The 21,641-nt window shown below is 68.4% G+C and carries 25 protein-coding genes; 18 read left to right on the top strand and 7 right to left on the bottom strand.

The genetic code is table 11. From position 1 onward, the window contains the following. Nucleotides 1–44: 44 nt before the first annotated feature. The 9 genes from FFS72_RS08085 (at nt 45) to FFS72_RS08045 (ending at nt 6,347) form a co-directional block, all read left to right on the top strand. On the top strand, nt 45–287 hold the full coding sequence (locus FFS72_RS08085) for a hypothetical protein (protein WP_137873445.1): 243 nt from the start codon (nt 45–47) through the stop codon (nt 285–287). Then, complete coding sequence (locus tag FFS72_RS08080; protein WP_137873444.1) at nt 284–748, top strand: DnaB-like helicase N-terminal domain-containing protein; 465 nt, start codon at nt 284–286, stop codon at nt 746–748. Before FFS72_RS08085 ends, FFS72_RS08080 begins: the two co-directional genes overlap by 4 nt. Beyond that, nucleotides 745–1,983, top strand: a complete 1,239-nt coding sequence (locus FFS72_RS08075; protein WP_137873443.1) for a hypothetical protein — start codon at nt 745–747, stop codon at nt 1,981–1,983. The genes FFS72_RS08080 and FFS72_RS08075 overlap by 4 nt, the downstream gene beginning before the upstream one ends. Nucleotides 1,984–2,097: 114 nt before the next feature. Beyond that, entirely contained in the window at nt 2,098–2,514 is a 417-nt protein-coding gene (locus FFS72_RS08070; RefSeq protein ID WP_137873442.1) for a hypothetical protein, read from the top strand. Beyond that, complete coding sequence (locus FFS72_RS08065) at nt 2,511–2,699, top strand: hypothetical protein (protein ID WP_137873441.1); 189 nt, start codon at nt 2,511–2,513, stop codon at nt 2,697–2,699. The genes FFS72_RS08070 and FFS72_RS08065 overlap by 4 nt, the downstream gene beginning before the upstream one ends. Next, entirely contained in the window at nt 2,692–3,144 is a 453-nt protein-coding gene (locus FFS72_RS08060; protein ID WP_137873440.1) for a hypothetical protein, read from the top strand. The genes FFS72_RS08065 and FFS72_RS08060 overlap by 8 nt, the downstream gene beginning before the upstream one ends. A 330-nt stretch (nt 3,145–3,474) precedes the next feature. Further along, a complete protein-coding gene (locus FFS72_RS08055) occupies nt 3,475–4,362 on the top strand; it encodes a phage major capsid protein (protein WP_137873439.1) in 888 nt (295 codons plus the stop codon). A 3-nt stretch (nt 4,363–4,365) separates the two neighbouring features. Continuing rightward, nucleotides 4,366–4,863, top strand: coding sequence for a hypothetical protein (locus FFS72_RS08050; RefSeq protein WP_212744333.1), 498 nt, complete (start codon nt 4,366–4,368; stop codon nt 4,861–4,863). Then, nucleotides 4,860–6,347, top strand: coding sequence for a terminase large subunit domain-containing protein (locus tag FFS72_RS08045; protein ID WP_137873438.1), 1,488 nt, complete (start codon nt 4,860–4,862; stop codon nt 6,345–6,347). The genes FFS72_RS08050 and FFS72_RS08045 overlap by 4 nt, the downstream gene beginning before the upstream one ends. Nucleotides 6,348–6,610: 263 nt before the next feature. Here FFS72_RS08045 and FFS72_RS08040 read toward each other — a convergent pair whose 3' ends face one another. Beyond that, on the bottom strand, nt 6,611–6,913 hold the full coding sequence (locus FFS72_RS08040) for a hypothetical protein (RefSeq protein WP_249353184.1): 303 nt from the start codon (nt 6,911–6,913) through the stop codon (nt 6,611–6,613). A gap of 162 nt (nt 6,914–7,075) precedes the next feature. Between FFS72_RS08040 and FFS72_RS08035 the strand changes: the two genes are divergently transcribed. Beyond that, the gene (locus tag FFS72_RS08035; protein WP_249353183.1) at nt 7,076–7,486 is read left to right on the top strand and encodes a RidA family protein; all 411 of its coding nucleotides are present in this window, start codon (nt 7,076–7,078) and stop codon (nt 7,484–7,486) included. Between the two features lie 41 nt (nt 7,487–7,527). Further along, entirely contained in the window at nt 7,528–8,922 is a 1,395-nt protein-coding gene (locus tag FFS72_RS08030; protein WP_137873436.1) for an FAD-binding oxidoreductase, read from the top strand. Nucleotides 8,923–8,940: 18 nt separating this feature from the next. On the opposite strand, the gene FFS72_RS08025 is transcribed toward FFS72_RS08030, so the two are convergent. Then, entirely contained in the window at nt 8,941–9,633 is a 693-nt protein-coding gene (locus FFS72_RS08025) for a DNA alkylation repair protein (RefSeq protein ID WP_137873435.1), read from the bottom strand. A 117-nt stretch (nt 9,634–9,750) separates the two neighbouring features. On the opposite strand from FFS72_RS08025, the gene FFS72_RS08020 reads away from it, so the two are divergent. The 5 genes from FFS72_RS08020 (at nt 9,751) to FFS72_RS08000 (ending at nt 13,919) form a co-directional block, all read left to right on the top strand. Next, nucleotides 9,751–10,887: a helix-turn-helix transcriptional regulator gene (locus tag FFS72_RS08020; RefSeq protein WP_137873434.1), complete on the top strand. Its 1,137-nt coding sequence runs from the start codon at nt 9,751–9,753 to the stop codon at nt 10,885–10,887. Between the two features lie 72 nt (nt 10,888–10,959). Then, nucleotides 10,960–11,187 (top strand): hypothetical protein, encoded by a 228-nt coding sequence (locus FFS72_RS08015; RefSeq protein ID WP_137873433.1) that lies wholly within the window; start codon nt 10,960–10,962, stop codon nt 11,185–11,187. Nucleotides 11,188–11,253: 66 nt separating this feature from the next. After that, the gene (locus FFS72_RS08010) at nt 11,254–12,117 is read left to right on the top strand and encodes an SGNH/GDSL hydrolase family protein (RefSeq protein ID WP_249353182.1); all 864 of its coding nucleotides are present in this window, start codon (nt 11,254–11,256) and stop codon (nt 12,115–12,117) included. Nucleotides 12,118–12,659: 542 nt separating this feature from the next. Then, nucleotides 12,660–13,421 carry an SDR family NAD(P)-dependent oxidoreductase gene (locus tag FFS72_RS08005; RefSeq protein WP_137873432.1) on the top strand — a complete coding sequence of 254 codons (762 nt, stop codon included), beginning with the start codon at nt 12,660–12,662 and terminating at the stop codon, nt 13,419–13,421. Between the two features lie 30 nt (nt 13,422–13,451). Further along, nucleotides 13,452–13,919, top strand: a complete 468-nt coding sequence (locus tag FFS72_RS08000) for an SRPBCC family protein (protein ID WP_137873431.1) — start codon at nt 13,452–13,454, stop codon at nt 13,917–13,919. Nucleotide 13,920: 1 nt separating this feature from the next. On the opposite strand, the gene FFS72_RS07995 is transcribed toward FFS72_RS08000, so the two are convergent. Further along, nucleotides 13,921–14,880, bottom strand: coding sequence for an AraC family transcriptional regulator (locus FFS72_RS07995; RefSeq protein ID WP_137873517.1), 960 nt, complete (start codon nt 14,878–14,880; stop codon nt 13,921–13,923). A 132-nt stretch (nt 14,881–15,012) separates the two neighbouring features. Between FFS72_RS07995 and FFS72_RS07990 the strand changes: the two genes are divergently transcribed. Then, the gene (locus tag FFS72_RS07990; protein ID WP_249353181.1) at nt 15,013–15,666 is read left to right on the top strand and encodes an NAD(P)-dependent oxidoreductase; all 654 of its coding nucleotides are present in this window, start codon (nt 15,013–15,015) and stop codon (nt 15,664–15,666) included. Between the two features lie 41 nt (nt 15,667–15,707). On the opposite strand, the gene FFS72_RS07985 is transcribed toward FFS72_RS07990, so the two are convergent. Both FFS72_RS07985 and FFS72_RS07980 read right to left on the bottom strand, forming a co-directional pair. Then, entirely contained in the window at nt 15,708–16,781 is a 1,074-nt protein-coding gene (locus FFS72_RS07985; RefSeq protein ID WP_249353180.1) for a phosphatidylinositol-specific phospholipase C domain-containing protein, read from the bottom strand. A gap of 190 nt (nt 16,782–16,971) precedes the next feature. Next, on the bottom strand, nt 16,972–17,943 hold the full coding sequence (locus FFS72_RS07980; protein ID WP_137873429.1) for an alpha/beta hydrolase: 972 nt from the start codon (nt 17,941–17,943) through the stop codon (nt 16,972–16,974). A 364-nt stretch (nt 17,944–18,307) separates the two neighbouring features. Here FFS72_RS07980 and FFS72_RS07975 point away from each other — a divergent pair, with 364 nt between their 5' ends. Further along, a complete protein-coding gene (locus FFS72_RS07975; RefSeq protein ID WP_137873428.1) occupies nt 18,308–18,496 on the top strand; it encodes a hypothetical protein in 189 nt (62 codons plus the stop codon). A gap of 31 nt (nt 18,497–18,527) precedes the next feature. Here FFS72_RS07975 and FFS72_RS07970 read toward each other — a convergent pair whose 3' ends face one another. Then, nucleotides 18,528–20,396 carry an ABC transporter ATP-binding protein/permease gene (locus FFS72_RS07970; RefSeq protein WP_137873427.1) on the bottom strand — a complete coding sequence of 623 codons (1,869 nt, stop codon included), beginning with the start codon at nt 20,394–20,396 and terminating at the stop codon, nt 18,528–18,530. A gap of 83 nt (nt 20,397–20,479) precedes the next feature. Continuing rightward, entirely contained in the window at nt 20,480–21,616 is a 1,137-nt protein-coding gene (locus FFS72_RS07965; protein ID WP_137873426.1) for a cation:proton antiporter, read from the bottom strand. Nucleotides 21,617–21,641: the final 25 nt, after the last annotated feature.

Genomic DNA, 21,641 nt, shown 5'->3' with positions numbered 1-21,641 from the left:
GCGAAGCCCTCAGCGAATCCACCCCAACCAGGAGATGACTCACCATGACCGTAACGAAGCGCAGCATCATCCGCACTATCGCTGAGTTCCCCGACATCGACGGCGGGATCGTCGACATCAGCACGCACGACTGGGCCGACGCCGGGATCGACGGCGAACAGCTGTTCGCCGTCGAACTCATCATCGGCAACCACGCTTTCGACACATCTCACATCCCGGCCCTGATCGACGCGTTGTGCGCGGCCAAGAAGGTGCTCGACGCGGCCCGCGAGGAGGTGGCGGCGTGACGACCGACATCCTGTTCCTGTGCGCGCTGATGTGGGCGCGCAACATCGCGATCAAGAGCATCGTGTTCCACGTTCTTCCTGCTGACTTCGAGCAGCCCAGTGCCGCAGCCGTCTACGAGGCCATCACCCGCCTCGTCGACGCGGGCAACCCGCACAACCCCGAGGCGGTTCTCGCCGAACTGACCCGGACCGGGCAGGCGAGCGACGCGGTACGCAAGACCCTGCTCGACGCGACAACCGCCGGGTGCACCGGACTCGAATCCGAGTTGCGCTACCACGCCAGTTCGATCGTGGGAGCAGCATTTCGGCGGCGAGTAGAGGTCTGGGGGAAGGCGTTGGTCGACGCCGCGGGCAACATGCCCGAGCAGGACTTGATGCCGCTCAGCGTCCGTGAAGGTCTCGCCGCCCGTGAACATTCCCGTCGTCTCGCCGCACTTCGCGGCCAGGAGGTAGCTGCATGAGCGTCACAGTGACGGAACTCCCACTGGCAGAACGGTTCTGGTCTTCGCGTCCGGTCCTCGATCACGTCCGATCATTCGCCCGCTCTCGCCGGTCTGGTCCCTGGTCGACACTCGGTGTCGTCCTGGCCCGCGCAGTCGCCAGTGTGGAGCCGAACGTGATGATCCCGCCGATCGTCGGCGGCCCGGTGTCGCTGAACATCTTCTCGGCCCTCGTCGGCGCGTCCGGTGCCGGCAAGGGCGCATCCGAGGGAGCGGCACGGGACGCGGTGCAGTTCGTCGACTTCAACGGGCGCCCGATCGACCTGGACGAATTGCCCCTCGGTTCCGGTGAGGGTGTGGCGCGGACGTACCGGCCCGCTGGTACCGAGGACGACGAACCTAATCCCCGGACCCGCGCCCTGTTCTCGGTGCAGGAGGTCGACACCCTCGCCGCTCTAGGTTCCCGGCAGGGCGCGACGCTGCTCCCGGAGCTGCGGAAGCTGTACATGGGTGAACAGTTGGGATTCAACAACGCCGCGAAGGCCACGCGCTCGGTACTGCCCGCGCACAGCTACCGCGCCTCGTTGGTCGTCGGCGTCCAGCCCGCGAAGGCCGCGCCACTGCTGCACGATTCAGACGGCGGCACTCCGCAACGGTTCGTGTTCCTCCGCGTCGACGATCCCGATGCACCCGACGAGGCACCGCCGACCCCGGAGCCGTTCGTGGTGAAGATCCCGCGTTGGGGGTCGGATAGCGAGTATCTGACGATCCCCGACAGTGCCCGCGTAGCGATGGATCGGCACCGCCTGGCGATCCTGCGTGGCGCAGATGTTGATCCTCTCGACGGCCATCGGATGCTCGCTCGATTGAAGGTGGCGGCTGGTCTGACAATCCTCGACGGGCGCACCATCGTCGACGACGAGGATTGGTTGCTCGCCGGGGCGATCGCACGAGAGTCGGATCGGACCCGAGCGGCCATCGAATGTGTGCTCGCCGAGCGGACCCGCGAAGCCAACCGGGCACGCGCCGAAGCGAAGGCGGACGAGGCCGAGATCATCAACGACCGAGCCGACCGCAAAGACCTCGACCGCATCCGAGGCGCGATCATCCGATGCCTCGAACGACGCGGAACGGCTACCCGGAAAGACCTCCGAAACAACCTCAAGGCCAACCTTCGGGACCGCCTCGACGTCGTGTTGAGCGACCTCGAATCGTCCAACGCGATCACCTTCGACGGCACTGCCTACCAACTGTAAGGGGGGTAGGACCGTAGGACCCTAGGTCCACCGCTCTGACCTGCGAAAACGGGGGAGGACCGCGGTCCTACCGGTCCTCCCCCTGCAACCACCGACCTGGGAAAACGAGGCAACATGACCACCAAGCCCGATCGACGACACGACCGCGCCTTCTCCAACCACACCACCGTGAGCGTGACCGCACTCCCGCCCGGATGGATGAACGTCTGGAGGCTCAACGACGGCACCGAGTTCGTCGAACCCTGTCCCGCGCTCCTCCTTCAAGAGCATCGCGAAACAGACCTCGTATGGAACACCCCGGAACACAGCCGCGTCCACTACGAAACCGTCACCGAGACGCCCCCCTACGACACGCGGACCGTGTTCGCAGCCGCCGAAGACGGCGAGCTGGTCCCCGTCGACGACCACAGCGGCTACATCCGCACCGAATACCGAGATCCGAACGAGCCGATGCACGCCGCCATGACTGTCCTCACGGCCGCCGTGATGGGGCCGAAGTGGCGCAAGACCACACAGGAGGGTGACCGATGACCAACGCCTACGCCCAAGGCGACATGCTCGCCCTCGCCCGCGAAGCCGCCAAGCGCCGCCTCAACGGACTCGCCAAGCACTCGTGGAAGTACACCCCCGAGCAGCTGACCCTGTTGTCCAGCCTGCTCGACGAGTTCGCCCGCAAGTCCCACCAGTACCGCAACCAGGAGAACAGCAATGACTGACACCACCGAAACCATCGACTCCCTGCCCTCATGGGCACAGAAGATCATCCGCGACCTCCGAAGCGAAGCCGCGCAGCACCGGCAGGACGCGACCGAGGCCCAGGCCGAGAGGGACACCCTGCGCGAGGAACTGTCCGGCATCCACACCAAGGCCGCCCTCGACGGACTCAAGGACAAGCTGGCCGATCCCGAGGATCTGGGCCGCTACGTCGACACCGCCACCCTCGTTGACGACAACGGCAAGCCGGACCCGGACAAGTACGCCGACGCCGCAACCGCCCTCGTGACCGAACGTCCGCACCTCGGCATCGCGAAGCCGCCCGCTGGCCGATCCGGCAACCCCGTCGGCGGCGCCCGACCGCACGCCGCATCCACCCCCGATCCCGCCGCCCAGGCCGCAGCCGGCACCGCCGACTTCGTAGCGATGGTGCAGGACGGCTTCTAGGCCCCGCGTCAAAGTCGCCGAGCCGGTCCCAATGCCCGGCAAGGAATCCAAGGGTACGGGGAGGGATGGCGTGTAGACGTCCCGTTACGAACCTGCCCTGCGCGGAACAACCAATACCCCCGGGACGTCATCATGCCCCGGGGGTATTGGTGTACCCTGACAACTGATCGAACGGGCCAGGCGCCCACCCGGTTACCAGCTTCACGAGGTCCGGCACCTCACATCACGGCCAGCTAGAGCGCGACGCTCGCGGCCAATCCCCTTGGCGTACAACGCCATTCCCCCGCCGGGCTTCTACCGTCCCGGCCTGTCCCCTCCGGGAGCATTCTCATGGCACTGTCCACTTCCACCGCCGGGTCCGTACTCTCCGCCGAGCAGATCACGAACATCGTCACCGTCCCCCTTCAGAAGGCGTCGGTGTTCCTGTCCTCGGGCGTCAAGATCATCGACTCTCACGGCCCCGTCCGCATCCCCACCTACACCGGCAGCACCTCCCCGTCCTGGCACGGAGAGAACGAGCTGATCGACGAGGTGGAACCCTCGTTCGATGAGGTGCTTCTCCTCGACCCCAAGATCAAGTCGATCAAGAGCCTTCACCGGTACTCGAACGAGCTGGCCCGCCAGTCCATCGCCGAGACCATCGCCGCGATTCAGACGCGCATGGTCAACGACGTCGCCGGAAAGATCGACGACCAGCTCATTGCTGGTACCGCGGGCACCCCCACCGGCACCCTGCCCCTCGGCCTGCTCAACTACACCGGCGTGCAGAACATGACCGCAGTCGGCACCCCGAGCCTCGACGACCTGCACGACGCCGAAGGGCTGGCCCTCGGCGCGGAAGTCGACCCGACTCAGCTCAAGTGGCTCATGAACTCGCGCGACCTGGTCAACCTGCGCAAGATCAAGCAGGCCACCGGATCGAACATGTACGCACTCCAGCCCGACCCCACCGAAGCCGGCAAGTACCGCCTCCTCGGCCACGAGGTCATCGTCTCCAACCGCGTCCCGAAGAACCTCGGCGCCGGCACCAACGAGTCCGCGATCGTCCTGGCCGACTTCTCCAAGATCACCGTCGCCCGCGACATGGCCCCGACCGTGACCCTGCTCCGGGAGACGTTCGGCGAGTACGACCAGCAGGCCATCCGCGTTGTCTGCCGCTACGACGCCGCCCCGGTCAACCCCGAGGCCATCGTCGTGCTGCGCGGCGTGACGGCGTAACCGATGGCGGGCCGCCCGAAGACGCGCGCCCGCAAGGAGGCGCAGGAGGCCGGGGAACTTGCCCCGGTCCCTGCGTCGTCCTGGCAGCGCCCACCCTTCGAGAAGAACAACACCCTCGCGCTCCAGCACGGCGCGCACTCCGAACGCAGCATCGCGCCCATTGCCGCGAGGTGGATCGAAACCGCCCTCGCGCAGTGCGCATACCTGAACGACCCCTCATACACCCCCGCACTGACAGCCTGGGCCAGGTTCGAGGCCAAGGTCGACCTCCTCCACGACTGGATCGACGAGCACGGCCTCATCGGCCCCACCGGTGACGCCACCCCCGCCGCGAAGCTCCTGCCGGTCTACGAGGGCCGCGCCGCCTCGCTGCGCGCCACCCTCGGCATGGACCCGATGGCCCGCGCCAAGCTCCAACGCGACGCCGCCGCCACCGAAGTCGATCTGGCAACCCTGCTGTCCCAACACAACGCCAACCGCGAGAAAGGCGCTGACGCATGACCGCCACCCTCGACGGCATCGACGCCGACCGCCTCGTCGACGACCCCGCCTACTTCGCCGAGCAGGTCATCGGCGAACCCCTCTGGGACTACCAGGCCGACTTCGCCCGCTCCCCCGCCCGCTACCGCTGCCTCCTCGCCGGCAGGCAGGTCGGCAAATCCCGCGTTCTCGCTGTCTGCGCGCTCCATACCGCCGCCGTCCGCAGCAACGTGCGCGTCCTGGTCATCTCCAACGGAGAGGACGCATCCAAGCGCGTGCTCGACGACTGTGCCGGCATGGCCCGCCGCAGCCCGTTGCTGCGCGGGTCCGTTCTCGACGACCAGAAGCAGCTACTCACGTTCGGCAACGGCTCGACCATCCAGTCCATCCCCGCATCCGACGCCCGCGCCCGCGGCAACAGCATCGACCTGCTCATCGTCGACGAAGCCGCCTTCATCAGCATGAGCCTCTGGCAGGCCGCAGAACCGTCGATCCTCGCCCGCCCCGGCTCCCGCGTCATCCTCGCCTCGACACCCTGGGGATCGACGACCCACTTCTTCCGCAGCAAGTACGTCGACGGCAAGAACACCCCTTCCGAGCGCGTCCAGTCCTGGCACTGGCCCTCCGCCGCATCACCGATTGCCGACCTCGACCTCATCGAGGAGTGGCGGCGCACCTGGTCGCCGATCAAGTTCCGCACCGAGATCGAAGCCGAATGGACCGACGAGGCCGGTAGTTACTTCACAATGGCCGAGCTCGACAACGCCGTCGCCGACTACCAGCTCATCCCACCAGCGAAGGCGCACGGACAGACCGCCGTCGCCGGAATCGACTGGGGTTACAGCGACTCCAATGCGCTGGTCCTCCTCGGCGTCCTCGACGACCAGGAACTCAACCGGGGTAAGCACCTCGACGAACTGGTCTACTTCATCCCCTGGCTCGAAGCTCACAGCCGTATGCAGTACTCCGACTTCATCGACCGCATCGCCGAAGTGGCACGCGGCTACGGCCTGGTCCGGCTCATCTCCGAAACCAACGGCGTCGGGCAGATGCCCACCCAGGTACTCGCCAACCGGATGGACAAGCAAAGCCACCTCATGCGCGGCTACGGCATGGTTACGCCGGTCACCACCGACAACCGCCGCAAGACCAGCGGCTACGGCGCACTCAAGCTCCTGCTCCAGCAGGGCCGCGTCGTCCTGCCCAACCACACCGAACTCCTCAAGCAACTACACGCCCTCACCTACGAGATGACCCCCAGCGGAGCAGTCCGAATCGAGGTACCCGAAGCCGCCGGACACGACGACCTCGCCGACGCACTCATGCACGTGATGTGCGCAGTCGAGGGCAACTACCGCTCTTGGAGACCCGACGACCCCCGACCACTCAAGGGGAAGATCCTCACCACCCCAGGCGGCACACGGATACCTGAGAACCCGAAGTGCTGGGATCTACCGCACGCCATCATGCGCGTCAGAGGACGAGATAAGGGTGATGGATGGTGAGCGCTCGCCCGTCCGCCCGCGCCGGCCTGCCGACCTGACAGAACCCCGCACGCGCACGACAGGCGGGGGAACCGTGGTTCCAACCGTGGTTCCCCCGCCGATGCAATCTGCCGTCTGCCTGTGCGCCTACATGTTCCGCATGATTCGCGTTACAGCAGGTGAGAGGTGTTTTCCAGCCTTGACGTGCTGTCTGATGTGAGTACCGGAATCGAAGTTCGAGTCTCACCGAGGGCACCAGCAAGACACAGGTCAGCGGCGTTCCGTCAGCTCCTGAATCCCGCCACCATCGCTTCGAGGTCGGCCTTCCCCGCCTCGTCGACGGTGAGACTCATGATCGACGATATGACGAGCAGTGCGGTGAACTGTCGCGGAGTGCGCGGCTTTCCGAACAGTGACTTCTTCTCCGTGATCCGCAGTTCACGGAACGTCGAGACGGGATTGCGGGCGGCCTCGTCCTTCCCGTGATGCCGGTACTTCGCCACGGTCGTTCCGTCGAAGAGAATCGACTCGCCGGCGGCTCCCCGCACCTCGGTCACCGGCGTGTCCGCCATCGGCGTATCGGGCATGGACACCTCCTTTTCCGCGACATGCCAATCCTGGCCGGTGGTCCCGGCAGGGTGAGCTGCCCCCCAGTTTTCTGGGCCCGGTAGCGCCCCAGGTCCGTGGACGCGGAAGACCCCGGCGAGACGGGATGGGAAACGCCACGGGCCGCGACGACGCTCGAAGGCATGACAACCACCATCTCGTCCCCCCAGCGAATCAACCCCACAACGTGGAACGCCCCGTTCCGGTTCGACCACGCGCAGCTGCGCTCGGCACCCACCCGCATCCTGACCGTCGCAGGTCAGGCCTCGGTGGACGCCGAGGGCCTGGTCCTGCACGAGGGCGACCTGTCCGCGCAGATCTCCCTCGCGATGCACAACATCGAGGAGATCCTCCAGATCGCGGGCATGACCCTCGCCGACGTGCACATGCTCACCATCTACACGACCGACGTGCCCGCGACGCTCGCCGCGTACTCGGCGTTGACCGAGCGCCTCGACGCCGCCCAGGCGACCCCGCCGGCCGCGCTCGTCGGCGTCACCGCGCTCGCGCTCCCAGGCCTCGCCGTCGAGATCACCGCCCAGGCCGGTCGCTGACACCCGCCCCGCCTCCCGACCCGACACCTCGAGGAACCCACATGTCGATCACCACCCAGCAGCAACCGTCCCCGTCCGTCGACCGTCTCCGCGCGGCTGTCGCGGGTGCCGTCCTCACCCCCGGCGACGCCGGCTTCGACGCCGAACTGACCGGCTTCAATCTCGCGGCGACACCCGCAGCGTCAATCGTCGTCGCCGCCACCTGCGCCGACGATGTCGCCGCGGCGGTCCGATACGCCGCCTTCCACGGCCTGCGGGTGGGAGTACGTGCCACCGGCCACGGTGCGGCGCTCGAAGGCGCCGGCCAGCTGATCGTGACCACTTCCCGCATGACCGACGTCGCCGTCGACCCGGAATCCAAGACCGCCCGGGCGGCGGCGGGGGCCCGCTGGCGCGACGTGGCCGCGGCCACCGCCCCGCACGGACTCACGGGGCGGGTCGGTTCCTCGTCGAGTGTCGGCGTCGTCGGATTCACCCTCGGCGGCGGCCTCAGCCTCCTCGGACGCGAATTCGGTTACGCCGCAGACCATGTGCGCGCACTGGAGGTCGTGACCGCGGACGGAGCCGTCCGCACCGTGGACGCCGACTCCGACCCGGACCTGTTCTGGGCGTTGCGCGGTGGCCGCGACGGATTGGGCATCGTCACCGCAATCGAATTCGGCCTCGTCGAGCTCGCCCAGATCTACGGCGGCGGGATCTTCTTCGCCGGCGACAGTGCCCGCGACGTCCTGCACGCCTGGCGGCGGTGGGCACCCGCGTTGCCCCCGGAGGCGGGAACATCAGTGGCGATCACGCGGCTGCCCCCGGACCCGAATCTTCCTCCGCCGCTGCAGGGTCAGGTCGTCGCGCACCTGCGCTACACCCACACAGGCGACCCCGACGTCGCCGAGGCCCTGCTGGCTCCGATGCGAACCTGCGGGGCCATCCTCCTCGACGGTGTCGGCGTCATGCCCGTCGCGGCGCTCGACGCCGTCCACATGGATCCGCCCGGCCCGCTGCCCGCCGCCGACCGCGGAGCGGCACTGTCCGCCCTCCCGGCCGAGGCCGTCGACGCGATTCTCGCCGTCGCCGGACCCGACGTCCCGAGCCCGCTGGCGATCGTGGAGATCCGCCTCCTCGGTGGTGCGCTCCGCCGGCCGCACGGCACCGACAACGCGGTCACCGGCCGCGATGCCGCGTTCGCCGTGACGGCCATCGGAGTCTGCGCCGGCCCCCTGGGTGACCAGGTAGACACCCATCTGCGCGCGGTGACGGATGCGGTGGCCCCCTGGAGCGCCGGGGCGCTGCTCAGCTTCTGTGGGCTGCCTGCGGCCGTGCGGGCGGCACTGTGGCCCGCCGAGCAGCGAGCCCGTCTCGACGAGATCCGGCGGCGCCACGACCCGAACGGCGTGCTCTCCCCTGTCGACCCAGCGCTCGACGCCCGAGGGGACGGCTGACCTCGACTGTCTCCGGCGTCAGCCGAGCCAGCTGCGTCGGAGATCGGGCGGGAGCTTCTCGATCGCGAGCCTGAGCGCCGGACGGGGCATCGCCGCCGCATTCGTCGCGAGGAAGGCCTCGAGGGCGCCGCGGTCACGACTGCCCGCGTGCTTGAGATAGATGCCGACCGCATTGGTCACGACCGGCTCCGGGTCGGCGTGCAGGACCGCGCAGACCTCGAAGCCAACGGCGCGGTCGGCGTCGGTCCCCGCCATCGCGAAGTACAGGGGCGCCGTGGCCGCCGTCCGACGACGCAACGGATGCTCGGCGACGGCCAGTTCGTGCAACACGTCGTAGGGACCGCCGGCGACGTGGCCACCGACGACCCGAGGGGCCGCACGGTCGACCATGTCCCAGGTACTGATGGCGTCATGGCGCCGGAGGTACAGGTCGTGGAGCTCGGGATCGCCGAGCGCCGCGCGGGCCTTGAAGTCGAGCACGCAGAACGCCGCCATCCGCGACTCGTACTCTGCGTGGTCCATCAGCCGCTCGACCTCGGTCAACGGCATCCCGGTTGCCGCCTTGGCCGTGTCGAAGAGGTCGCGCATGCGCATCCCGATGACGGCCTCGTCGGGGGCGAGGCGTTTGCGCATCGCCGGCAGTTGCTCCGCATCGGCGTGCGACACCAACCGTGCCTGGACTGCGTCCGCCGTCAGCAGCCGCTCGCGCATCGCACTCCCGTCGTCGAGGATCGTTCGAGGCTAACGAACCCAGCTGGACGTCCGCTCCCCGATCGACCCCAACTATCTGGGATGGACAGCCAACCAGCACGGTTCCACACTGGGACGATGACGCGGAGCCTGACTGCCGAGCGTGTACGGCGCGACCTCGACGTGGTCGCGCATGCCGGCCTCGGCCTCGACGAGTTCTTCGCCGAGGTCGTCGAGTCGATCAGCCGCGCGATCCCCAACGACGCCATCTGTGTCGCGGGCCTCGATCCCGGTTCGCTGCTGCTGACCTCGGCCCGCAAGTACGGCGGCCTGCTCGGCCAGGACCACAAGGACGCCGACTGGGGCCTGCTGGAGTACGGGCGGGTCGAGGAGACGGCGTTCCGGGAGATGGCCGCGCAGCGGGTCGACGCGGTCGGGCTGAACGCCCTCACCCGAGGCGAACCCCGCGTCTCGAATCGGATGAGCGAACTGATGATCCCCGAGTACGCGTTCCACGACGAGGCCCGGATGATCCTCCGCGACGGCGACCACGTCTGGGGCGGGATCTCGTTCTTCCGGGCGGGATCGGACTGCCGTCCCTTCGGCGAGGACGAGATCACCTTCCTGGCAGCGCTGTCCCGCACCCTCGCGCACGGCGTACGGTCCGGCCTGCTGTGCTCTGTCGTCGCCGGACCTCAGACGACGATGACCGGCCCGGCGGTCCTCATCGTCAGCCGGGACGACGAGATCGTCCAGATGAGCGCGGGCAGCCAGGAACGCATCGACGACCTGATCGCAGGCGACAACAGCGGTGCCGCCGTCAATCCGATCTACTCGCTGATCGGGGCCGCGCGCCGCTACGGCCGCGGCGAGTCGGAGGTGCCCCCGCGCCTCCGGGTGCGAGGCCGGTCGGGAATGTGGCTGGTGATCAACGCGTCTCCCCTGTCGTCGAGCGACGGGCGTGTCGGCGAAGTGGTGGTCACCATCGAGGAGGCCCGGCCACCGGACATCGTGCCGATCGTGGTCGAGGCGTTCGGTCTCAGCCCCCGCGAGCGGGACGTGACACAGCTGGTGCTGCAGGGGGTCGCGACCAAGGACATCGCCGCGGCACTGCACCTGTCCGCCTACACCGTGCAGGACCACCTCAAGCTGATCTTCGACAAGGCGGGCGTCCGCAGCCGCCGTGACCTCATCGCCCGCGTCTACTTCGACCAGTACGCGCCGCGCATCAACCAGCCGCTCACGCCGTCGGGGACCTTTCTTCCGGAGCGATGAGGCTTGCTTCCCGCCTCGGGAAAGCGCACCGTGAGACGGGTACCCCTGTCGACGAACTGGTCGTGATCCGTCATGAGAACCGTTGCCCTGCGCGCCGCCGTCGCCGCGGCCGCCGTCCCCTCCCTGCTCCTGCTCGGCTCCGGAGCCGCGGCCGCTCACCAGCCGGCACCGGACCCGGTCCGTCCGGTGGTCCTCATCGGCCAGAACCAGAACCCGCTCGCGGCGTTCCTGGCGTGCGCGCCGGTAGGTCTCATCCCACTGTTCGGACCGAACATCATTCTGCCCATCTGCGTGGCCTGACCCTGCTAGATTCCTGCCCGATCGAGGCGGCGGGGGCCACCTCGCGGCGGGCAAGGAGTCTCCTTCGTGGGCAGGTTCTCGAGAACGCGGGCAGTGGCGGTTGCCGCCGCAGTGGCAGCAGCGGTGGCGATGACGGGCGCGGCGGGCGCCGCGGCGCAGGATCCGGTCGAGTACGTCAACCTCGGCGACAGCTTCAGCGCCGGTTCCGGTGTTTTCCCGACCGTTCCGGGGACCCCGACGTCCTGTGCGCAGTCCTCCCGCAACTTCGCCCACCTGATCGCTGCCGAACGCGGCTATCAGCTGACCGACGTGAGCTGCGGCGGCGCCAAGACCGAGGACTTCTACCGCGCCCAGTACGAGGGGATGCGACCGCAACTCGACGCGCTGACCCCGTCCGCGGATCTCGTCACGATGATGATCGGCGGCAACAACAACAGCACGTTCGCGATGGCGATGGCCAAATGCATCGGCGCCGGGGTGACTCGTCTCGGAGCGTGGAGCCCGTGCCGGGATCAGTACGGCGAGAGCCTCGCGGAGGAGGTGCGTACGAAGACGTACCCGGCACTGGTCCAGGCACTGAGCGACGTCCACGACCGAGCGCCGAACGCCGAGGTCGCGATCGTCGGGTACCCGTGGTTGCTGCCGGAGTCGGGCGGCTGCCTACCGCAGATGCCGCTCGCCGCGGGCGATGTGCCGTACCTGCGCGATCTCCAGGCGACGCTGAACGACGCCGTGTCCCGCGCCGCCGCGGAAACAGGCACCACGTTCGTCGACATGGCACAGGCCTCCGTGGGGCGTGACGGATGCCAGTCGCCGGAGCAGCGGTGGATCGAGCCGATGATCGGCGCGCTCCAGCCGGTTCCTGTGCACCCCAATGCTGCTGGTGAGCGCGCGCTCGCGGATGCCGTGCTCGCGGCCGTCCCGGCCTGAGTCGTCACAACCACAGACACGACGCGACCCCCGCCGCTCACCGAGAGCAGCGGGGGTCGTGTCGTGTTCGGGGACTACGCCGCCGGCGGGGTCTCCGGCTCGCTCGATCCGAGGCCGAGGCCACCCAGGATGTCTCCGAAGGATGCGTAGATCTCCGCGATGCTGCCCATGAAATGCTCCTCAATGACTGTGGGACGGTCTGCCACCGATGACCGGTGACGCATCACGGTAACGCATCTGAGCGGTCCCGTCAGTGCCACTTTCAGTGGGCGAGATCGGCGACCGGCGGCGCCGCGCGCACCCTGGAGCAGGGCCGACAGGCGCGACAGTTCGGGAGCGGTGACCTGGCCCGGCGATGTCCGCGTAGCCCGGGCAAGGTCGAACCCCCGGGTATGGCGCCCCTCCCAGCGATCCGCCGCCGGAGTGACGCCGACATCGTACCGGGACGCCTTGCTCGCTCTGCGCGTGGCGCGACGGTCACCGCGGTCGCCAGAAGTGGTTTAGTGGGCCAAAGTGTGTTCGTTCCAGGAGAAGGTGGCCACATGTCCGTGCTCGACAAGTTCCGTCTCGACGACAAGGTCGTCATCGTCACCGGCGCATCGTCGGGACTCGGTGTGGCGTTCGCCCAGGCCTGTGCCGAGGCAGGAGCGGACATCGTGCTCGCGGCCCGCCGCACCGACAAGCTCGAGGACACCGCGAATCTCGTCCGGGCAGCGGGGCGACGTGCGCTGTCGGTCGCGACCGATGTGGCCGTGCCGGAGCAGTGCCAGGCGATGGTCGACGCCGCGATGGCCGAGTTCGGACGCGTCGACGTCCTGGTCAACAACGCGGGCATCGGGACGGCGGTCCCCGCCACCCGGGAGACGCCCGACGAGTTCCGCTCGGTGGTGGACATCAACCTGAACGGGTCCTACTGGTGCGCCCAGGCGTGCGGCCGGGTAATGCAGCCGGGCAGCTCGATCGTCAACATCGCCAGCATCCTCGGCCTCACCACCGCGCAGCTGCCGCAGGCGGCGTACGCCGCGAGCAAGGCCGGGGTCATCGGCCTCACCCGCGACCTCGCACAGCAGTGGGGGGCACGCAAGGGCATCCGCGTGAACGCCCTCGCGCCCGGCTTCTTCCAGTCGGAGATGACCGACAACTACAAGGACGGCTACCTGGACAGCCAGGCACCGCGAATCGTGCTCGGCCGCACCGGCGATCCCACCGAACTCGCAGCCAGCCTGGTGTGGCTGGCTTCGGACGCAGGCGGCTACGTCACCGGGCAGACCATCGCCGTCGATGGCGGCTTCACCATCACCTGATCGAGAACACCGGGCTCAGGAGGAATGCCGATGGCACCCAAGGAGATACGTCTCGAACGACACGTCGCCGCAACCCCGGAACAGGTCTGGGCGGTGCTGACCGACCTCAACTCGGCCGCGCAGACCCTGTCCGGCGTCACTCGCGTCGAGCGGGTCGCGGGCGCCGGCTACGAGGTCGGCACCCGCTGGCGTGAGACGCGAAAGATGTTCGGCAAGGAGGCCACCGAGGAGATGTGGGTGGCCGAGATCGACGCGCCTCGCCGCACAGTGGTCAAGGCGCACTCGTCGGGCACGGACTACACCACCACGTTCACTGTCACCGCAGCCGGCCCCGGGACGGACCTGACGATGACATTCTCCGCCGAGGTCGGGTCGTCGTCGCTGGTGACGAAGGTGATGATGGCGGTGTTCGGTGGCATCGGCATGAAGGCGACGACGAAGGCGATGGCCACCGATCTCGACGACATCGCCGCACGGGCCGAGGCGGCCGGGCGCTGACCTACCCTGTCACCGCGGTCTCGTCCCGGCCGATCTGTTCCTGGAACGCGGCCCCGCGTCGCGCGAAGGCCCCGGGAGTGCAGCCGTGCCAACGCCGGAATGCACGGTTGAACGCCGCCTCCGAGCGGTAGCCGACGCGGGTGGCGATCCGGCCGAGGGAGAGTCCGCCGCCCCGGACGAGCCGGGCCGCGAGATCCATGCGCCAGGACGTCACGTATGCCATCACCGGTTCGTCCATGAGGTCGGTGAACCGGGCTGCGAACGCCGACCGCGACATCCCCGCCGCCTTCGCCAGTGATTCGATCGTCCACGCCTGGTGGGGTTCCGCGTGGAAGGCCGCGAGCGCCGCGCCGACGGCCGGATCGCGCACCGCGGCGACCCAGCCCTGCCGCGGTGACGACTCCTCCAACCACGACCGGATCGTCTGGACCACCAGCACGTCCGCGAGGCGGGCCGTGACGACGTCGCTGCCGGGACGAGGGGTGATCGACTCGGCCGCGATGACGTCCAGCGCGGCGCGTTGCCACCCGGCGTCCGCTCCGGAAGTGACGAGCACCGGGGGCAGGGTCCGCGCCAGGCGCGCGACGCCGAGACCGGAGAACGACACCGCACCGCACACCAGTCGGCACGGCGTACCGCCACCGTCGATCCGGATTCGCTCGTACCGGTCGGTGAGCTCTTCTCGCGGAAGGTCGAACAGCGGGGTGCCGGGAGTGTCCGGCGAGTCCGCCAACAGATGGCCCGTGCCCCGCGGCACGAGCGCGACGTCGCCCGGTTCGAGCCGACACTCCACGTCGCCGACGCGTACCACCGCCGAACCCTCCGTGACGAGGTGGAAGATCATCGTCCCCGGAAGTGGCGGCATGTCGATGCCCCACGGTGCGGCCAGGTCGGACACCGCATAGAAGACGCCGGTCATGCCGAAGTCCTGCAGCGCGGCGGTGAGCAGGTCGGTGTGCATGCGTCCAAGCATTCCACTCATTGGACGGTCGAGCAATAAATCGAGCCAAATAGGCATTGATCGTATCGGCCGACGGGTCGAGTCTGGGAGACACCCGGAGAGACCGGAATCGAGGACGAGGGAGTGGACGACATGAAGGTTTTGGTAGTGGGAGCAAGCCGGGGAACCGGCGCGGCCGCCGTCACAGCGCTGGTCCGGGACGGACACGACGTAACGGCGTTCGCGCGCACCGCGGCGCCGACGTCCGAGAACGTCCGCACGGTCACCGGCGACGTCTTCGACCCCGACGCGCTGGGGAAGGCGATGGTCGGTCAGGAGGCGGTCGTCGTGATTCTCGGCATCTCGGACAATCCGTTCGGAGTGCGCCTGTTCGGTCGGGCACGGACGCCACTCGACGTCCGATCCGAGGGCACGCGCCGCGTGGTCGAGACGATGGGGGCCAACGGGATTCGCCGGATCGTCGTGCAGACCACCTACGGGCTCGGCGACACCTTCGGGCGGCTGTCGCTGCCGCTGAAGCTGTTCTTCCGTGTGGTGTTGGCCCCCCAGCTCGCGGACAGCGAGGCGCAGGAGGCCGTCGTCCGCGGCAGCGATCTCGACTGGACGATCATCCGCCCGGTCTCGCTGACCGACGGATCACCCGACAACGACGCGGCACCCGCCCACGTCGACGTTCACGACCGGATCGAGGGCCTTCAGGTCACACGCGGTCAGGTGGGGCAGGTACATGCCGACGCACTGCGCCACGACGACTGGATCGGCGCGACGGTCAGCGTGTCGGGGTGAGGGGGACGAACACCGGCATCACGGCACGCGGGCCTCGACGATCAGCGACGCGGCTCCACCTGGGACAGCACCGAGGGCAACGTCGCCCAGTCGGAGGTGATCACATTCGCCGCGCGGCCCGCCAGCTCGGTGACCCGTGCCGATGCCGCCACCGGATCGGGGACTCGATTGTCGATCGCCGGTACCACTGCGTGCGCGGCGGTCATCACCAGCAGATAGTTGTTGTCCCGGTACCACCCGGTGTCGACGTCGCTGTCGACGTAGGCCGACGCATCCCCGTCGAACACCACGAACCAGGGCCGGAGCGAGACGTCGGCGTATCGCAGTCGCGGATCGCCGGGTGCGGCGCCGTTGACTGCGGGAAACGCGACGGCGGAGGTCAGGTCACCCGAATCCGCGAGATCACGCAGGTGGGCGGCATATTCACTGTCCGTCCACAGGGCGTCGAACGGGTTCGCCTCTTCGACGGTGCCCGGGATCAGGTCGATCAGGAACCGACCCGCGAGCTCGTCGCGGGTCGGCCAGCCGCGCTCACGGACGGCGTCGTCGAGGGTGGCGGCGGCGCCGAGCAGATCCGCCGGCCGGTACACCGCGTCACCGAGTCGTTCCTGCACGAGGGCATCGAATTCGGCAGGCCCGCGCGCGATTCCGGCCGAACCGGCCGATCCATCGACCGGTACCGCGCCGAACCCGTCCTTCATCTCGATCTTCACCAGCACCGGGCGGTGAGCCAGGTTCGCGTCGTGCCACGTGCGCAGATCTGTCAGGCAGGCGCCGAGGTCACCGTTCCGCGGTCCCGATGGTCCGTCGACCGAACCACCGCCGACGCAGTTGTTCTCGTTCGCCAACGGATTCTCGTGCGACACCCGCCAGCCGGTTCCGCCTGCGTTCGTCCACACGTCGAGTTCGATCAGTCCGGCACCGGCCTCGAGAGCGTCGACGAGAAAGGGATAGGTCGCCTTCTCGTAGGTGTTGTGCACTCCGACCGAGGTGGTCTGGTCGTAGCGCAGCCCACCGACATCCGGACCACTGTCCGCAGATGCAGATGCCGCCCCCGCCGACATCACGGCCACGACGGCCGACACCACCAGTACCCGGCCCACCGCACGCGACACCCGCCACACCGTCCTCACCACTCGACAACTCCGCCACCGGGCAGCGTACGAACAAACGTGTGCGACCGGGGCCGTTCAGCAGGATCCGGCCGCGAATCAGGAACGGACGATGTCCGGCAACAGGATCGACCGGGGCGGCATCGGACGGCGCGGGCGTGGGCGGCGCAGTCGACCGGTCCGGAACCGGACCTCAGGCTCCGATCGCGCCCTTCATCATCGGCAGCATCGCCCACAACTGGTCCTGCCAGTAGGGCCAGGAGTGGATGCCGGTGTTCGGAAATTCGAAGTGAGCGCTGTCGATGCCCATCGTCAGCAGCCGCACCTGGAAGGCGCGGGACTGGGCGAGCGACAGCGCTTCCAGACCCATTCCCACCGTCGTGTTCCAGTAGTCGATCGGAGCAGCGGGGCGGGTGTGATCGCCCGGGAGTCCGCTGCCTGCCGACACCCACATCGGCAGGCCGCGGAGCCCTTCGGCCTGGACGAACGGGTCGTGACGCAGCCAGGCCGGATCCCACGGTGGACCCCACATGCAGTCCGAGTTGTAGAGACCGGCGTCGAGCATCGCGATCCGGATGGCTTCCCGCATGCCGGGCGCCGACAGGTTGAGGTAGCCGGACAGTGCGCCGGCGAACGCGAACTGGTCACGATGCCTCGACGCGAGGATCAGTGCCGCGTTGCCACCCATGGACAGTCCCACCACCGCGTTGCGGGATCGACTGAATCCGTACCGCGCGGCAAGGAAGTCGGGCAGGTTGCGAGTCAGGAAGGCTTCCCACGTGTAGGTGTAGGGCTGACGGGTGAAGTTGTTGGGCGCGTACCAGTCTGCGTAGAAGCTGGCCTTCCCGCCGACGGGTTCGACGACGTTGACGCCGTGCTCGGAGAGCCACGCAGCGTTGGTCTCGTGTTCCCAGCCGCTCACGTCGTCGGTGGCCCGCAGCCCGTCGAGCAGGTAGACGCTCCGGTTGCTCCCGTTCGCGGCGAGCCAGGTACGGACCTTGATGTACCCGACTCCGCCGGGCGCCGGAACCCAGTCCTCACGCAGCCGCGAGTAGGGGTCGGCGGACGCGACTCCGGCCGCGCCGACCGCGATGCCGAGTGGCACGACCACCGCCGCCACCAGGAGCAGTACAAGATGCCGCCAGCCTCGTGTCGACGCACTCATCCGATCGACCTCCGTCACACCGAACCCTCGGAGCCGCACTGTGATTCAGGACACAGTCTTTTGGTCACGGTATTCCGCGCCCCGCGGTGCCGATTCGATCGCCACCCAATCGTTATCCCCCTTGCCCGGATCGTGATCCGGACACTCGCGGTGGCCAATACGGTCAAACCGCCTGCAGAGACCGTTCGGTTCGCTACTCTCCTGTGCAGACTTGTGCGGATTCGTCCGCACGCCAACCCAACACGGTCCAACGCACACGATCTGATCCTCGGGAGGTCACCGGTGAGCGCGACACGGCATGCGGTCGAGATCCAATTGTCAGGCAGGGGCCCGGTCGCCCGGACCTCCGACGGAGCCCTCGGCCATGCCTAGGCCCGGGCCGGTGCGCCCGCTGGTCGGCGTCAAGATGGATGCGGTTCAGATCGAGTTCTACGACCAGCAGGCCGCGGTCGAGGGGCTGCTGATGAAGTCCGGCAAGCCCAACCGCTCGGAACTCATCCGCATCAAGTTGGCGTTCGCCGACGAGCACATGCCCGCCGGCTGGCGGCCCTGACCCGCGGACCGACACCGACTCGCGACGCACCTCAGACCGACACCGTCGACAGCTCCCACGCCCCGTCACCGGACAGTTCCAGTTGGCGTGAGTGGTGCTGGTCGACCGAACTGCGGTGGCTGACGCTGAAGAGCATGCAGTCCGGAACCTCGGAGCGGACCAGGTCGTAGAGCGAGTACTCCAGTCCCTCGTCGACAGCGGACGTCGCCTCGTCGAGAAACACCAGGTCCGGGCGCAGCAACAGGATTCGCGCGAACGCGATCCGCTGTTGCTCTCCCGGCGACAGCACCTTCGCCCAGTCCTGTTCCTCGTCGAGACGCCCGACGAGGTTGCCCAGCTGGACCTTGCGCAGAACCTCCCGGATCGTGTCGTCGGCCGATCCGTCGTCATCGAGGTCTCGGACGGAGCCGGGGTAGGCGACCGTCGTCCGCAGATCCCCGAGCGGCAGGTACGGCATCTGTGACAGGAACAGCGTCCGACGTCCGGGCGGACGACCGATCCTCCCGTCGGTGTACGGCCACATCTGCGCAAGACTCCGCAGCAGCGTCGTCTTCCCGCTGCCCGAACGGCCCTTGACGACGAGCGTCTCCCCCCGCGCCATCGTCAGGTCGAGGGCCGTCACCAGCGGGGAACCGTCCGGGGTGCGAACGTGCAAGCCCTCGATCTCGAGCGCCGCGTCCAGGTCCCGGGACTCCAGGGCGGGCATCTCCCGCGAGGCGCGATCGGCGTCGCGCAGCCCGTCGAGACGGATCAGGCTGGCGCGGTAACCGGCGAAGGTGTCGTACGACTCACGGAAGAACGACAGCGAATCGTGCACCTGACCGAACGCGGTGGCCGACTGGGTGACGTCACCGAGTGTGATGGTGCCGGAGAAGAACCGGGGCGCCTGGATCAGGATCGGGAACACCTCCGCGACCTGGTTGACACCGAGATTCCAGCCGTTGAACTTCAGGGTCCGGAACACGATCTGCCAGTAGTTCCGCAGTACCGCGGCGAACCGGGTGAGCAGGCCGTGTCGCTCGACCCCTTCCCCGCGATAGAACGCGACGTTCTCCGCGCCGTCCCTGACCCGGACCAGGGCGTAGCGGAAGTTGGCCGAGAGCCGCTCGTTCCAGAAGTTCAGCTGGATCAGCGGCCGGCCGAGCCAGAACGCCACGATCGTCGACAGGAGGACGTACGCGAACACGAGGAACACCATCGCCCGGGGAACCTCGGTGCCGAACACCGTCATCGGCCCGGACAGGTCCCAGAGGATCTTCGTGAACGAGACGAGGGAGACCAGCGCGCCGACCGCCCCCATCGACAGCGTTCGGGAAATCTGCACGAAGTCGGTGATGTCCTGTTGGATCCGCTGATCCGGGTTGTCGATAGTCGAGTCCACGAACCGGTTCCGGTAGTAGGCGCGGCCCTCCAGCCAGTCGGTGGTCACGTCGTCGGTGAGCCAGCGACGCCAGCGGATGTCGAACGCCTGGCCGACGTAGAAGTCGAGGAGTGACCGCGCGACGTGAATGGTGGCGAGGATCGCGAAGACCACGAGGCTCGTCCAGAACGCCGACTCGGCCGCGTCCAGGGCGGCCGCATCGCCCTGCGCAAATGCCTGCGCCGCCAACTGCAGTGCCGTGTACATGTCGTTGCCCTGGTACGAGAACAACACCGTCATCCGCACCGCGAAGACCGTCATGAACAGAACTGCGGCGAGCAGCCCCCAGACCGGCGCGCTGTCGCGGCCGGTGAAGTAGGGGCCGCTGATCCGCCAGAACTGCCGACCCCACCTGGTGTAGCGCAGCAGCACCATCGCGGCGAGAACGAAACAGACCGCGGAAATCCCGAACGCCTCCAGGGTCCACCGCACGCTGTTCCACAGCTCGTGGTTCCAGTCCAACGACGACGACTCGGGCATCGTGACCCCTCCTGGCGTGGTGGGAGTGCGCGAATTCTAACTCCGCCGCGGTAGCGCCGTCCGAGTAACTGCTGGTCGCGGGCTCACGACCGCAGCAGTCCGCGCCGCACGGCGAGACCTCCCGCGACAGCGGCGATCCCGATCGTCACGAGCGCTCCGAGGAGCAGGGCGGGGGCCTCGCCGGGTGCGAACAGCCCGAGCTGGGTTCCGACGGTCGCGGCCGCCACCGGGATTCCGAGCTGCGCCGCGGACAGCGCCGCCAGTGACAGCGGCTGCCCGAGCAGCCTCGCGAGGGAGTGCACCGCGACCGCCGACAATCCGAGCGCCAGCCCGAGACCGACGTACACGGGATCCTCGACGAGCGCGCGGAGGTCGAGCGAGGCCCCGAGCCAGACGAAGAACAGAGGGCCGAGGAATCCTTCGGTGAGACCGAACAGCTGGCGGGCGAGCCTGCGCGGCTCCCCGACCGCCGACAGTGCCAGTCCGAGCGCGAATCCGGCGAGCATCACCGACACGTGCATGGACGTCGCGAGGGCGGCGAGCGCGAAGAGCAGGACGAGGTTCACGCGCAGCTCGAGGGCGAATCCGCGCTTCTCGGATACTCGGTGCAGCCGTTCCTGGAATCCGCTGCGGACCATCACCCGAAAGATCATGTAGACGACCGCGGCACCGACTGCGACCGCCACCGCACCGACCGCGGCGCGCGGCGCCCTGCCGGGGTCGATGACCAAGGGCAGCGCCACGATGCATGCGGCGTCGGCGACGGCGACCTGCGCGACGGTGTCGACCACGGACGGGCCGCCGAGGCGCAGCGAGTCGACGATCGGAAGCACCAGTGCCGCTGACGACGACGCGACCAGCACCGCGTACAGGCCGGCCTTACCGGTGCCGAACGCGGTCGCCAGACCGATCCCGACGGGCACGGCGGCGAGCCCGACCAGGCCAGCGCGGAGCACCCCGCGGCGCAGGGCCGGGCGGATCGCCGCGTCCCGCATCGGGACGTGGGTGCCCGCCACGAACATGACCAGGGCGAACCCGATGTCGGCGAGGAACGCCAGAATCGGGTCGCCCGGGTCGATCACGTCGAGACCGCTGATCCCGATCAGCATCCCGGCGAGCAGTTCTCCGAGCACGACGGGAAGGTTCCACTGCCTGCGCGCAGCGAGCAGGGGCCCGAGCAGCGCGACGACCGAGATCAGCGCGAGCGTCCCGAATCCCACGGCCACTCACCTCCGCCGGTTGTCG

The organism is Rhodococcus sp. Q (assembly GCF_005503035.1).
Classification (GTDB): Bacteria; Actinomycetota; Actinomycetes; order Mycobacteriales; family Mycobacteriaceae; genus Rhodococcus_G.
This window is presented reverse-complemented; position numbering and strand designations above follow the sequence as displayed.